Consider the following 13,417-nt stretch of genomic DNA (forward strand, 5'->3'; position numbering starts at 1 on the left):
GTTTGCCGCGCAAAAAGCCCTTTTATTTGATGTGGATTGGGAAACATCTTGCAATCTTTTACATCTGTCTAACTCGTTATGCACAAGAGATTGCGATAACTATCTGATTCATCACTGGTAAGTAAATATAAGCCATTTTTCACTCACTCCTCTTACCTCTTTATCCCACAAGCAAGCCCAACGCACGCTTAACATTCTGGCATGTTTGGTCTGTCTGTATACGCGCCTTTTTTTGCCCATCTTTTAGGACGTCAGACAAGTAATCAGGGGCGTTCATGAGTGCTTTTCGCCGTTCTCGAATGGGCGATATCAGGGAGGTTAAGATATCGGTTAGCACGTTTTTCACTGTCATATCCCCTAGACCGCCGCGCTGATAATGGGCTTTGAGTTCGGCGACGTGTTGAGCGTCAGGATGGAAAGCGTCCAAATAGGTAAAAACGACATTGCCTTCGACTCGGCCGGGATCTGAGACGCGCAAGTGTTGAGGGTCTGTGTACATGGATCGTACCGCGTCACGTATGGTGTCATTGTCATCGCTAAGATAGATGGCATTACCCAAAGATTTTGACATTTTGCTTTTACCATCAACACCCGGTAAGCGCGATGCTTTGCTGGTGAGTGCACGACATTCGCGTAATACAGGCTCGCCGACAACGTGATTAAATTTGCGCACAATGTCGTTGGTTTGCTCGATCATAGGAAGTTGATCATCGCCTACTGGCACGAGGTTAGCGCCAAATGCGGTGATGTCGGCAGCTTGACTGATTGGGTAGGTTAAAAAACCGACGGGAACTTGCTGTCCAAACTGTTTGTCGTTGATTTCGTGTTTTACTGTAGGGTTGCGGACCAGTCGTGCGTAACTCACTAAATTACTGTAAAACATGGTGAGTTCTGCGAGCGCAGGAAGTTGGGATTGCTGACAAATTGTGACCTTATCAGGGTCAAGCCCAACCGCGAGATAGTCCGCGACTAAGCCTAAAATATGTGTGGCGACGTGACTCGGTTGATGGCCATTGTCGGTTAATCCCTGCATATCTGCGACCAGAATGGTTTGAGCACATTGTCCTTGTAATGCAAGTCGTTGGCTAAGTGAGCCACTGTAATGACCAAGATGTAAGCGGCCAGTGGCGCGATCGCCGGTCAGAATAACGTCGTTTTTGTCGATAGCGTTTTTATCGATAGCGTAGGGGGTGTGCATTGTTGTCTCCTTGAGGATAAAGGCCGACGGAGACAGGGAAGTTGAAAACGATTCATTGACTGCCTACCGGCGGCCAATGAATACCCAGACTCAATGGCACGCTAAAGCGCGCGCCACCACTGGGTGCGAAAAATCAATAGAGTGTGTGTATCAAATACCGTTTTCATAGTGGTTTAAACTATCAGTCTTATGAGTACGACACAAGACTCACATACTGACTATTTTGTTGGTTTATCCGCGGCTTAAAAAGCCGTAAGGTAAAGCAAAGTCAGTGAAATCGAGGGAGTGATGAAACTAAACGCAGACATGGGTGAGAGCTTTGGTGCGTGGACGATGGGAATGGATAGCGCGCTGATGCCGTGGATTGATATGGCCAATATTGCGTGTGGCTTTCATGCCTCTGATCCTGATGTAATGGCGGCCACGGTAGCACTCGCAGTAAAGCACAATGTGAGTATTGGTGCTCATCCCAGTTACGCCGATAAGCAGGGCTTTGGCCGTCGTCATATTGATCATACCCCGGCACAAATTAGTCACCTCGTTCGCTATCAAATCGGCGCGTTACAAGGGATCTGTGCACGCTTTAATGCGAGCCTTGATTATGTGAAGCCTCATGGTGCGCTGTATAACACCATGATGGTGGACAATGATTGCTTTGAAGCGGTGTTGGCTGCGGTGGCTGATACGCTGCCAAATACGCCATTAATGGTGTTGGCATTGCCTGATAACCGTCAGCATCGCCAGCTTGCCCAACGAGCCGGTGTGCCGCTGATTTTTGAGGCCTTTGCTGATAGAGCCTATCTGGCGTCAGGGCAATTGGCGCCGCGCGATCAACCGGGCGCGGTGTTAGATGACGCCAACGCGATGATTGCACAGGTATTGCAGTTATCTCAACATGGCACGGTGACAACCCTCGAGGGACAAACGCTCTCGCTTTCGCCGGATACGGTGTGTGTGCATGGAGATAACCCACAATCGGTCGAGGCGATAAAACAACTCAGAAAGGCCTTAACACCATGACACTCAAGGTTGAGCAGGTCAGTGAAACGACGGTAATGATCCGGTTGGGCAATAAGATCGATCTTGCCTTTGTCCCACAGTTATCCGCGCTGTGTGAGCGAATCCAGCAACACTTTGGCCGTGGTGTGGTTGAGTTAATTCCCGCCTACAACAGCGTTCTGGTGGAAGTGAAGGTTCGCTTACTCTCGCCAGAAACGTTGAAAACCTGGGTGATGAATCAAGGCGACTCATTGCGAGTCACCGACGACGCCGTGGGCGGAAAACACGTGTCGTTGCCGGTGTATTATCACCCCTCGGTCGGACCCGATCTGGCTGCGGTCGCCGAGTTTGCCGGCGTGAGTGAACAAGAGGTGATTGCGCGACACAGCCAACAAACTTACACCGTTTGTGCGATTGGTTTTGCACCCGGCTTTGCCTTTCTGGCGTCGGTGGATGAGACCATAGCCATGCCACGTCATACCACGCCTCGTCATCAGATCCCCGCTGGTAGTGTGGGCATTGCACAACAGCAAACTGCGGTGTATCCGGCGGCTTCGCCCGCAGGCTGGCAAATTATTGGCAATTGTCCCAAGGTGCTATTTAATCCCCGTCAATCGCCCATGATGCCGTTTGATGTAGGTGATACCGTCCGTTTTGAGCCGATGTCAGAGTCTGATTACCGTGCGGCAGGAGGTCAATGGTGGCAGGATTAACGGTGCTCGCCCCCGGCGTATTGAGCTTGGTGCAAGACACAGGGCGTTATGGGGTGGGCCAGCTTGGTTTAAGCCAAGGCGGGCCGGTCGATTGCCACGCATTTGCTTGGGCGAATTATTTACTCGATAACCCCGCAAAGACGCCGCTGGTCGAGATAACCATGGGCCAAGCACGTTTTCGTGCTGACCATGCGATGTCGATTGCCATCACCGGCGCAGACATGCAACCTTGTATTAATGGTCAGCGCGTGGGTATGTGGCAGACCTTGACGCTAAATGCGGGTGATGAATTGCGTTTACGCTACGCGCGCCGTGGTTTGCGAGCTTATCTCGCGGTGCGTGGTGGGTGGGTAGTAGATGGCGCATTTGGCAGTGCCGCGACGGTAATGCGCAATCAACTCGGCGGCCTTCATTCCGGATTAGGTGAACAGGCGGGAGGCATGGCGCTCACCAAAGGAGATGTGTTGCCTTGTCGACCGCATGCGCGGTTGCCAAAGGTGCGCGGTGTGCCGACACGTTTTATTCCTGACTACAATGCCCTGACTCCACTGGCGCTTGTGCTGGGGTATCAGTTTGATAGCTTCAGCGCCGAGGCGCTAACGGCATTTTTTGATGGCGAATACACGGTCGATCAGCACAGTGATCGTATGGGCGTGCGGCTCAATGGACCGAGCGTCGTGAGCAAGCAACCGGGTATTGTTTCCGAAGGCATTGCGCTCGGGGCCGTGCAAGTGCCCCCTGACGGTCAGCCGATTGTACTACTTAACGATCGGCAAACACTCGGTGGCTATCCTAAGCTTGGCTGCTTAACCCGTGCCAGCTTAAGCATGTTGGCGCAAACGCGACCCGGTCAGACCGTGCATTTTTATCCAGCGCGGCTGGCGGATGCATCAGTGCAATGGCAGGCGTTTGTGCAGTTTTTTGACTGGATCTAACTTGCAGAAAAATGGATAGATGAGCCTCTGGAAGACAGAGGCTCATAAATGGATAGGCTTTAACGTGCAAGCGACGGACTAGCGGAAACGGCTAATTTGCTCGAGGGCTTTTTCCATTTGCGCAAAGTCAGGTGACGCGTTTTCTATCGGTCGGTTAGTGTTATCCATGTATTGATATTGCCCCCCCGCACCCACTTCTAAAATGGTGTCGTCGGTGACCAACGCATAGCCGCTGTAGTTTGACGATAACACCCAATCTTGCCCGGGCTTGGGTGCAAGCAAGTCATGACCAATCGCGTAGCTGGCCGGATCGGACGTTACGCCCAAATAATGCTTCATCAGGGTGGGCGCAACATCTTGGTGGCTGGTTAGCTGCTTGCCGGTATCCACCTGTTTTACATCGATGCCGGGGCCTATCATCGCGAAAGGCACGTGAATTTGTGGGTCAGTAAAGTTACTGTTGTGTCCCCAAAAATTTAGCTGGTTGTCATTCATTTCTTGGCCGTGATCGCCGGTAACGACAATCAAGGTATTATCGAACTCTCCGCTTTGTTTTAGCTCCTCAATGACCTTGGCCACCAAGCTATCAACGTAGCGTACGCTGGTCTTATAGCGATTGAAAAACGGTGTCGGATCGGTCTCGTTATTTAGCTTGAGATAGTTAATTTCGTCCAACATCGGTTGATACTTGGGGGTAAAGTCCGCAGGAAAATCATAGCCATGTGGCGCATCGTAAAACAAAAACGAGAAGGTGGGACGATTGGACTCACGCTTTTGGTGCCAACGGATCCAATCTTGGGTCAGATCTGCGTCTAGCTCGGCGGGAGAGTCGCCCTCAGAACCGTTACGTAAATCGGACACCTTGGCAAACACGGTTTGGTTAAATTCCGGCTTTTCCAATTGCGCGGCGGTAAAAATACCCAGTTGATAATCGAGTGCCTGCAGACGATCCATCAATACCGGAGATTGCTGATTGGCAAGAAAGCTATGCCAATAGGTGCCGGGCATGCCATAAAACAGGCCAAAAATGCCGGTGCGGGTCGCGTTCCCCGTCGCAAGATGATGTGAATAGGTACGACCATTTTGAGCTAGTGCCCAAAGATTGGGCGTGTTGTCAGCATTGAAGGTGTCCGCGCGCCATGAGTCAACCACCAAAAACATGATGTTCACTGGCTGTGTAACGTCGGTTGTGCTCAGCGGCGAAAGGGGATAGTTCAGGTCGGCTTCGCGATCTACATCCATGGCTTTTTGGCGCGCGAGAGCTTGTTCATCAATCCAGCCGTTTTTGCGCATCATGCTGTTGGCGGTGGCTGGATAGAAAAGTGGCAAATAACGTTTCACCGTTGTCACGGGCTGGTACGCGTAGGCCGCAGCCCAGATATGAATCCCGTGGGTGGCGAGCAAGGTCAGAAACGTGAGTAGCGCGAATTTTTTGCCGACTTTGTGTTGGGAAGAAAACCGTGTCCGTGACAACGCAGCCAGAAGTGCCCATTGCGCCGCGAGGCAGGCAATGACGCCACCTGTCACCATCAGCCAAGTGATCAGCGGGAAGCTGACAATCTGCCCGGCGAGGATCAGGTCTAGCACCATGGCATTGATATGGAATCGGTACTGGGCAAACACGATGGTATCAATGAAAAGGGTGATCACACCCACCGACGCTATCAAGGCGAGCAATGGTTGGCGCACCTTGGTTGGCAGCAGTAACAGCGGAAGTGTTACTAAGCCAACAATAGCGGCAAGTAAGGCCATCTGGCTAAAGATACTGACCACGATAAAGGTGATGCCAAGTGGCTCAGTGGGAAAACTCGGTAGAAACGCAAAGTAGCGGCTCGCTATTGCCATTAACACAAGGGCGTTAATGGCAATAAACCAGCTATGTGTTTGAAGTCGCGATTTAAAAGACATGGTTTCTCATCACAGTTAAGTTAATCAATCGGCAACATAATGGACGCGTTGCCGGGTTGTATGACGACGTGTGTTATCGAATAAGTGGGACACCAAAGTGATGCCATAAAATGGTAAGCCAGACCACACCCGCTAAAAGCAAACTGACAAACACCGCCGCAGAGCCGATGTCTTTAGCTCTGCCGCTGAGTTCATGGCGCTCTTCACCCACTCGGTCGACCACAGCTTCAATGGCGGAGTTAAGCAGTTCGACGATGATTACCAACACAATAACGCCGAACATCATCAAGGATTCCGTCAGTGGCAATTGTAGCCAGAGCAATACGGCTAGCGCCGCTGCCAATAATACAACTTCTTGACGGATCGCCGCTTCATGGTGATATGCCGCTTTTAATCCAGCCCAAGAATAGCCAGTAGCTTTAATGATACGTATCAGCCCTCGCGGCTTTTCTGAGGGGGATGTATTAGCGCCCATAAATACATTCTCGTAACAATTTGATCGATAGGCTGGCATTTTACATTTAACCGAGCCAACTGCATAATCGGCGCGATAACTTAATTGGAATTTGTTATGCCTCTGTTTACTCACGCCCCACGCTCCCTGTGTTTTTTACGCCTGTCTGCGATTGGCGATGTTTGTCATGCGGTTGCGGCGATTCAAGCCGTGCAGCGCCATTGGCCGCAGACGCAGATCACTTGGGTGGTTGGTAAAGTCGAAGCACAGCTTTTAGCCGGGCTTGATGGGGTGGAGCTGGTGGTGTTTGACAAAAAAGCGGGCTTAGCAGGCATGCGTCAAGTTTGGCGGCAGCTGAAAGGACGCCAGTTTGATGCGTTAGTGCATATGCAGCTTGCTTTACGCGCGAGCTTCTTGACTGTGGGGATCGGCGCGCGCTATCGCGTGGGATTTCACCGCCACCGAGCGAAAGAGGGACAGTGGCTGTTTACCAATAAACGGATCCCCGATACTCAATCTTGCCATGTGTTAGATAGCTTTTTCGCCTTCACTCAATATTTGGGCGTGCCGGTTACGCCACCGCAGTGGCAACTACCACTTTCTGAAGACGATCATGCCTTTGCCAAAGCGCAACTGGGTGACAAGCCCACTGTCGTGATCAGTCCTGCCGCGAGTAAAGATGAGCGTAATTGGCTACCAGAGCGTTATGCCGAATTTGCCGACTACGCGGTCGGTAAAGGTTATCAGGTGGTACTCTGTGGTTCACCGGCGGCGCGTGAAAAAACGCTGGCCGCGCGCATTATTGCCGCTGCTAACGCGCCACTGGTTAACTTGGTGGGACACACCAGCCTTAAGCAATTAGCTGCGGTACTCGCACGCGCCGATGCGGTGCTGGCCCCCGATTCCGGCCCCGCGCACATGGCAACCACGCAAGGCACGCCCGTCTTAGGTCTTTACGGGCATAGCAATCCGAAGCGGACCGGCCCTTATAACAACCTCGCGGATGTGGTCAGTGTTTATGAAACCTTTGCTGAACAGCAACATGGCAAGCCCGTTGAGCAATTGGCATGGAGCACGCGGGTGAAAGGCGATCATGTGATGGCTGCCATTGATACACAGCAGGTGATCGACGCGTTTGAAACCATGATGGCGAAGCAATAAAAAAGGCCCCGCGGGGCCTTTGTAGTATCGATGCCATTATTAGCTAGCCAGTTGGCGTAGGACGTAGTGGAGAATGCCGCCATGGCGGTAATAATCCCATTCAACTGCAGTATCGATGCGGACGTTGACGTCAAACTCGATGGTTTTATCATCCCGAACCGCACGTACCTTGAGAGTAGAGGGTTCGCCGCTGATCTCCTCAAAGTCGAGCGCTTCTGTGCCATCCAATCCAAGTGATTCAACGGAATCACCCTCTTTAAATTGCAGTGGCAACACGCCGAAGCCCACTAAGTTAGAGCGGTGAATACGCTCGAAGCTTTCAGCAATGACGGCTTTGATACCCAGTAGGTTGGTACCCTTGGCGGCCCAGTCACGGCTCGACCCTGTTCCGTATTCTTTACCCGCAAGCACAACTAATGGCGTGCCGTCCGCTTGGTAACGTTGCGCAGCATCGTAAATACTCATTTGCTCATTAGTGGGCAGGTAGGTAGTCATACCCCCTTCGGTGCCTGGTGCCATATGGTTTTTTAAGCGCACGTTGGCAAACGTACCGCGTACCATCACCTCGTGGTTGCCTCGGCGTGAGCCGTAGCTGTTGAAGTCTTTTGGCTCAACGCCTTTAGATTTCAAATACTCGCCCGCAGGGCTATCTGGTTTTATCGCCCCTGCAGGTGAAATATGGTCGGTCGTGATCGAATCACCGACTTTCACCACACAGCGTGCGCCCTTGATAGGTTTCATCTCAGGCAGTGCCATGGTCATGCCGTCAAAGTATGTTGGCTTTTTAACGTAGGTGGAATCGGGCCATGAGTAAATCTCATCTTCAGGCACGGGCAGTTTCCGCCAAGCGTCCGTACCGGCAAACACATCGGCGTACTTGTCTTGGTACAGCCCGTCAGTCATTGCTGACTGAATAGTTTGCGCGACTTCTTGTGGTGTTGGCCAAATGTCTCTGAGATAAACAGGCTTGCCGTTTTCATCCTGTCCTAATGGCTCTTTAAGGACATCGACATTCATATTACCCGCCAGTGCATAAGCGACGACAAGTGGGGGCGAGGCCAAATAGTTGGCTTTCACATCTTGGTGAATACGGCCTTCAAAGTTACGGTTACCCGAGAGTACGCTGGTCGCGAGCAGGTCAGCAGAGCGAATGGCTTCAGTAATAGGCTCAGGAAGTGGCCCTGAGTTACCGATACAGGTGGTACAGCCAAAGCCGACGATATTAAAGCCAAGTTCGGCAAGTGGCTCAAGTAGGCCAACATTTTCTAGGTACGCAGGCACTACCTGTGACCCAGGTGCGAGAGACGTTTTCACCCAAGGCTTAGTTGTTAAGCCTCGCTCGCGCGCTTTTTGTGCCACCAGCCCAGCGGCGACAAGCACAGCCGGGTTCGACGTGTTGGTGCAAGAGGTGATCGCGGCGATCACAACGGCACCATGCTCAAGCGTAAATCGCTCGCCCTTGTAGTCGACTTCTACTTTCCCTTGCTCACGAAGACTGGGGTTATCGACCGCGGTTTGCCCCCCTTCGCTGGCAAAGCTTGCAATCACATTATTGGAGGCCGCTTGTTCTTTTTCCAGCAGCTGATCGAACTGGGCTTTGGCGTCGGTTAATGCAATTCTATCCTGCGGGCGTTTGGGGCCGGCAAGGCTTGGTACGACGTCGCCAAGGTCGAGATGGAGCGTGTCACTATAATCAGCAACCGGTGCGTCGTCATCACGCCACAAGCCTTGTGCTTTGGCGTAGGTTTCAACCAAATTGATCTGCTCATCAGTGCGGCCTGTTAGGCGCATATAGTTGAGTGTTTCATTATCAATCGGGAAGATCCCACAGGTTGCACCGTATTCGGGAGCCATGTTGGCAATGGTCGCGCGGTCAGCCAGCGGCAATTTGGCGAGACCCGGGCCATAAAACTCAACAAATTTACCCACCACACCGCGCTCACGTAGCATTTGGGTGACGGTGAGTACCAGATCCGTTGCCGTGGCGGACGCAGGCAGCTCCCCTTTGAGCTCAAAGCCGACCACTTCTGGGATCAGCATGGTGATAGGTTGGCCGAGCATCGCCGCTTCCGCTTCGATACCCCCCACGCCCCAGCCAAGCACACCTAAGCCGTTGATCATGGTGGTATGTGAATCTGTGCCTACCAGCGTATCCGGCATGGCTAACTTGTTACCGCCTTGCTCTTCCACCAATACACCGGGTGCTAAATACTCGAGGTTCACTTGGTGGACGATCCCCGTGCCAGGTGGTACGACGCGGAAGTTCGAAAAGGCTTGCTGGCCCCAGCGCAAAAACTGGTAACGCTCGCTGTTGCGCTCGAACTCAATCTCAGTGTTTTTCTGCAAGGAGTCAGGGTTACCGTAGTCATCCACCATGACCGAGTGATCAATCACAAGATCAACCGCACCAAGCGGATTGATTTTGGCTGGATCACCTTTCAACTCGCGCATGGCGGCACGCATCGCTGCTAAATCAACCACCGCAGGTACGCCAGTGAAGTCTTGAAGCACGACACGAGCAGGCGTGAAATTGACCTGATCTTGCCCAGCTTTATCGGCTTGCCATTGACAAAGCGTACGAATGTCGTCCGCGGAGACATTCTTGCCATCTTCTTTACGTAGCAAGTTCTCCAGCAGCACTTTTAAGCAGTAGGGTAAACGACTGATCTCGAAACTGTCGGACAGTGCGTCTAGGCGGTAGTAGTCGTAGGTTTCACCATTGACATGTAGAGTACGTCGGGTGTTGAAACTATCTGGGTGTTGAGATGGGTTGCTCACGGATGCCTCCCCTTGTCCGTTATTGTGAATAAGAGAGGCGACCTTGCCTCGAAGGCTGTCGCCTCGCTCGGGGGATTGCTTTAATTTACAGCACTATTGTAAATGGGCTGGTGATGAAGTTAAAGCGTTGTTATGACGCTATAACCTATCACTTCCATCGGTCTAACCTTATCTTGTCACGGAAGGGGCTGTCTCCCTCTCGGTGATGGACTGGGCTTTCCCCCATGATGAATCAGGCCACGCGGACGCCCCTCACGATCAAAAAAGACATTCGGACGATGTTTACCCAGTAGCCGTGCCCATAACCCTTTTACTGCGGTGAGCAGCATCAAACGTAGAGGAAAACGAGGGTGAACGTGTTTTGCTGTTGGGGTTGAGCGTGCATCTTGTCCTTGCACATACCAGCGAACTGGGCCGATTTCTTCTTCATTTTCCCCTTCAATGTGATAGCAAGCGCTCACCACGCCAACAAAAGGAATATCGGGATGGATCGTATTGGCGATAGGCGTATGACAACAATTGGTATACCAGCGGTATAAACCACGATCACTCAATCGTAAACACATCAGTTGATCTCGTCCGCGATAAATACGCAACTGCGCGGGGGTAATCTGCAACAGCTCTGTGCCGCCGCCTGGTTCAAGCTCAGTATGATAATTCAGGGTCTGTGCGTAGGCTTGACAATCGCTGCAAAAGCACACACAGCGTTGGCTTTGCTGTGCATCAATGATCTCTCCGGTCATCTTTCCACATGAACACTGAATGGCGAGGCGTGCCATATTGTTTCTCCCAAGGTGGACTGTCAATGGTATGAGTATAGCGTTAGTTGCACGTATAGGTGCTGGCGATAAACCAATAGACTATGTGTGCCATTGTCATAGGCGCACACTGTTTTATTAAAAATGGCAACTTTTCGTGACAGAAAAACGCATCACGACTGCGTAAAAATATCACTAAATATTCATATTTTGGTGTTTTATTCTTATGTTTAATAATTGTTAACTTTAAGGGTGGAGGCTTTCAATAGCTTAAGGATTTTTGTTAGTTAAAAATTCTGATGGTTGGTTTTTAAGTCGATAAATCTAGTGCTGAAGCTGGAATTAGTAGGGTATTTGGTTAAACATAGTGTGTAACGCATTTGTTAATTTCATGTCTAGCAATTGCCTTGGCATCAATTCGTACTTCGGTGCGTTAAAAGGAGACAGCCATGAACACGTCATCACTACTCATGCAGCTTAATCAACTGGACGATAATCATATTAAACAACTTCAACCCTCGTTTGATAACCTGCCGGGGACGTCACATGCTGACGGCGGCTATCGGCTCCGTCGTTACTCGGTAGTGCATGTTTTCAATGGGGGCGTAGAAAAACTTCCCCCTCGACCGTTTATGCAAACCTCGGACATTAACGAGTTCCAAGGCGACGTGGCGAGGACGTTTGAAGATATTGAATCAGAAACCGTGCAAAAGCCCGGCTTTCATGCCATGTGTCGTACTTTCCGCGATATGTATCAGTTAAGTGACGATAACGATATTGAGATCCACCAAATTCGTATTCAGGCGGACAATCAGTCGGTGCAAGTCGCCCCTGAGGGCGTTCACCAAGATGGGTTCGATCATATCGCCATTGTGAGCGTTGGCCGCGATAATATTGATGGCGGTGATTTCCAAGTATTCCGTCACAAAACCAGCGCACCATTGTTTAGTTGGCCGCTGGCTCCGGGACAAATGGCAGCACTTGATGACCGCACACTATGGCATTACGCTGAGCCGATTACGCCCGTGGATAACCAGAAATCGGGCACCATGGATGTATTTGTACTCACAGCAACAAGGAAGTAACGATGACACCGGCAGGCTTTTCACCTCATGCTGTTCGGGGACACTTTCCCGCGCTCGCTCAATTGATTAACGGTCAACCCGTCGCATTTTTCGATGGTCCGGGCGGCGCGCAAGTGCCCCGCGCAGTGCTTGATGCCATGGTGGATTATTTAGGCCACTACAACGCTAACCTAGGTGGCCAGTTTTTTTCTGGTCGTTATACCACCGAGCTTATGCAGAGAGCACGTGATGTGGCGGCCACCTTTGTGAATGCCTCATCGCCAGAGTCTATGGTGTTCGGACCTAATATGACCACCTTGACCTTCTCGTTGAGCCGCGCAATCAGCCGCGACTGGCAAGCGGGGGATGAGGTGATTGTTTCGGCACTTGATCACTATTCAAACGTGTCTAGCTGGCAGCAAGCGGCCCACGACAAGGGTGCGGTTGTGAAACAGGTACGTGTTGATGAATCTACGTACTCTATCGATATGGCACATCTGGCCAGCCTAATGACCGATAAAACCAAGTTGGTTGCGCTGACGTTAGCCTCCAACACCACAGGCAGTCTGGTGGATGTGGCAAAAGTGGTGGAGATGGCGAAAACAGTGGGGGCCAAAGTGTATGTGGATGCGGTGCATTACGCGCCCCATCATCTGGTCGATGTACAAGCGCTCGGATGCGATTTCCTTGCCTGCTCGGCGTACAAGTTTTTTGGGCCTCATGTTGGTTTTGTCTATGTCGCGCCTGAGTGGGTACAGACACTGCAGCCGTACAAAGTGGAACCTGCGACTAATCAAGGCCCCGGCCGATTTGAAACGGGCACCCAAAGCTTTGAAGCGATAGCGGGCTTTATTGCTGCGGTCGACTATCTTGCGCAATGGGGCGATCCGACGTCCTCACTGCGAGAAAGGTTAGCGACAAGTTATGCGCAGTACCAAGCGCATGAGCAAGCATTGTCGGCACATTTTATCCAGTTGATGCGTGCCTATCCAAAAGTACGCATCTATGGCATTACCGATGATAATCAGCTCGATAAACGCACTCCAACGTTTGCGATACGCATAGAGGGAGCAGAACCTGCTGAGGTTGCTCAAGCACTTGGTGAGCAAAATTTGTGTGTCTGGAATGGGCACTTTTATGCCCAAGGCTTGTGCGAGCAGCTTGATATCTTAGACAAAGGCGGAGTGATCCGCATTGGTATGATGCATTACAACACACTTGATGAAATTGACCGGCTGCACCAAGCCTTATTGCCATTTATTCGCGATTAAGGTTCATCAATCTGTCAAGCGGCCAAAAAGGCCGCTTTTTTTTGATCAAACATGGCTTCGGTTGATGTTTAAATGTGAATTTATTCACAATGCAACCTAGAAACGTTAGCTAGCGCATAGGCGAATGCACATCTGCACGTTATGATCACCATCGTTAGTGTTGCCCAATAAACTATTC

Annotated in this window: 11 protein-coding genes; 6 read left to right on the forward strand and 5 right to left on the reverse strand. The window is 51.2% G+C overall.

All coding sequences use genetic code 11. From position 1 onward, the window contains the following. Window positions 1–160 precede the first annotated feature (160 nt). Window positions 161–1,198, reverse strand: a complete 1,038-nt coding sequence (gene trpS, locus N8M53_RS14610) for a tryptophan--tRNA ligase (RefSeq protein WP_269580094.1) — start codon at window positions 1,196–1,198, stop codon at window positions 161–163. A gap of 288 nt (window positions 1,199–1,486) precedes the next feature. On the opposite strand from trpS, the gene N8M53_RS14615 reads away from it, so the two are divergent. Genes N8M53_RS14615 through N8M53_RS14625 form a run of 3 tightly spaced genes read left to right on the forward strand, consistent with a single transcriptional unit; the run spans window position 1,487 to window position 3,845 of the window. Next, on the forward strand, window positions 1,487–2,218 hold the full coding sequence (locus N8M53_RS14615) for a 5-oxoprolinase subunit PxpA (protein WP_420066615.1): 732 nt from the start codon (window positions 1,487–1,489) through the stop codon (window positions 2,216–2,218). Further along, a complete protein-coding gene (pxpB, locus tag N8M53_RS14620; RefSeq protein WP_077677173.1) occupies window positions 2,215–2,910 on the forward strand; it encodes a 5-oxoprolinase subunit PxpB in 696 nt (231 codons plus the stop codon). The genes N8M53_RS14615 and pxpB overlap by 4 nt, the downstream gene beginning before the upstream one ends. Further along, entirely contained in the window at window positions 2,895–3,845 is a 951-nt protein-coding gene (locus N8M53_RS14625; protein ID WP_269580095.1) for a biotin-dependent carboxyltransferase family protein, read from the forward strand. Before pxpB ends, N8M53_RS14625 begins: the two co-directional genes overlap by 16 nt. 78 nt (window positions 3,846–3,923) lie before the next feature. Here the strand turns inward: N8M53_RS14625 and N8M53_RS14630 are convergent, their stop codons facing one another. After that, window positions 3,924–5,753, reverse strand: coding sequence for a DUF3413 domain-containing protein (locus N8M53_RS14630; RefSeq protein ID WP_269580096.1), 1,830 nt, complete (start codon window positions 5,751–5,753; stop codon window positions 3,924–3,926). 73 nt (window positions 5,754–5,826) lie between these two features. Further along, on the reverse strand, window positions 5,827–6,228 hold the full coding sequence (locus N8M53_RS14635) for a diacylglycerol kinase (protein WP_269580097.1): 402 nt from the start codon (window positions 6,226–6,228) through the stop codon (window positions 5,827–5,829). A gap of 96 nt (window positions 6,229–6,324) precedes the next feature. Here N8M53_RS14635 and N8M53_RS14640 point away from each other — a divergent pair, with 96 nt between their 5' ends. Beyond that, on the forward strand, window positions 6,325–7,368 hold the full coding sequence (locus tag N8M53_RS14640; protein ID WP_269580098.1) for a glycosyltransferase family 9 protein: 1,044 nt from the start codon (window positions 6,325–6,327) through the stop codon (window positions 7,366–7,368). A 39-nt stretch (window positions 7,369–7,407) separates the two neighbouring features. Here the strand turns inward: N8M53_RS14640 and acnA are convergent, their stop codons facing one another. Together acnA and N8M53_RS14650 are read right to left on the reverse strand one after the other, a co-directional pair. Beyond that, window positions 7,408–10,146 carry an aconitate hydratase AcnA gene (acnA, locus tag N8M53_RS14645; RefSeq protein WP_269580099.1) on the reverse strand — a complete coding sequence of 913 codons (2,739 nt, stop codon included), beginning with the start codon at window positions 10,144–10,146 and terminating at the stop codon, window positions 7,408–7,410. Between the two features lie 176 nt (window positions 10,147–10,322). Further along, window positions 10,323–10,925 (reverse strand): DUF6151 family protein, encoded by a 603-nt coding sequence (locus N8M53_RS14650; RefSeq protein WP_269580100.1) that lies wholly within the window; start codon window positions 10,923–10,925, stop codon window positions 10,323–10,325. 428 nt (window positions 10,926–11,353) lie between these two features. On the opposite strand from N8M53_RS14650, the gene N8M53_RS14655 reads away from it, so the two are divergent. Next, window positions 11,354–11,989: a 2OG-Fe dioxygenase family protein gene (locus tag N8M53_RS14655; protein WP_269580101.1), complete on the forward strand. Its 636-nt coding sequence runs from the start codon at window positions 11,354–11,356 to the stop codon at window positions 11,987–11,989. A gap of 2 nt (window positions 11,990–11,991) precedes the next feature. Beyond that, on the forward strand, window positions 11,992–13,239 hold the full coding sequence (locus N8M53_RS14660; protein WP_269580102.1) for a cysteine desulfurase-like protein: 1,248 nt from the start codon (window positions 11,992–11,994) through the stop codon (window positions 13,237–13,239). Window positions 13,240–13,417 lie beyond the last annotated feature (178 nt).

The organism is Salinivibrio kushneri, assembly GCF_027286325.1.
Classification (GTDB): domain Bacteria; phylum Pseudomonadota; class Gammaproteobacteria; order Enterobacterales; family Vibrionaceae; genus Salinivibrio; species Salinivibrio kushneri_A.

Excerpts from the sequence above, each read along its gene's own strand:
- trpS (WP_269580094.1), bottom strand. The coding sequence starts at position 1,198 with ATGCACACCCCCTACGCTATCGATAAAAACGCTATCGACAAAAACGAC.
- N8M53_RS14615 (WP_420066615.1), top strand. The coding sequence starts at position 1,487 with ATGAAACTAAACGCAGACATGGGTGAGAGCTTTGGTGCGTGGACGATG.
- pxpB (WP_077677173.1), top strand. The coding sequence starts at position 2,215 with ATGACACTCAAGGTTGAGCAGGTCAGTGAAACGACGGTAATGATCCGG.
- N8M53_RS14625 (WP_269580095.1), top strand. The coding sequence starts at position 2,895 with ATGGTGGCAGGATTAACGGTGCTCGCCCCCGGCGTATTGAGCTTGGTG.
- N8M53_RS14630 (WP_269580096.1), bottom strand. The coding sequence starts at position 5,753 with ATGTCTTTTAAATCGCGACTTCAAACACATAGCTGGTTTATTGCCATT.
- N8M53_RS14635 (WP_269580097.1), bottom strand. The coding sequence starts at position 6,228 with ATGGGCGCTAATACATCCCCCTCAGAAAAGCCGCGAGGGCTGATACGT.
- N8M53_RS14640 (WP_269580098.1), top strand. The coding sequence starts at position 6,325 with ATGCCTCTGTTTACTCACGCCCCACGCTCCCTGTGTTTTTTACGCCTG.
- N8M53_RS14650 (WP_269580100.1), bottom strand. The coding sequence starts at position 10,925 with ATGGCACGCCTCGCCATTCAGTGTTCATGTGGAAAGATGACCGGAGAG.
- N8M53_RS14655 (WP_269580101.1), top strand. The coding sequence starts at position 11,354 with ATGAACACGTCATCACTACTCATGCAGCTTAATCAACTGGACGATAAT.
- N8M53_RS14660 (WP_269580102.1), top strand. The coding sequence starts at position 11,992 with ATGACACCGGCAGGCTTTTCACCTCATGCTGTTCGGGGACACTTTCCC.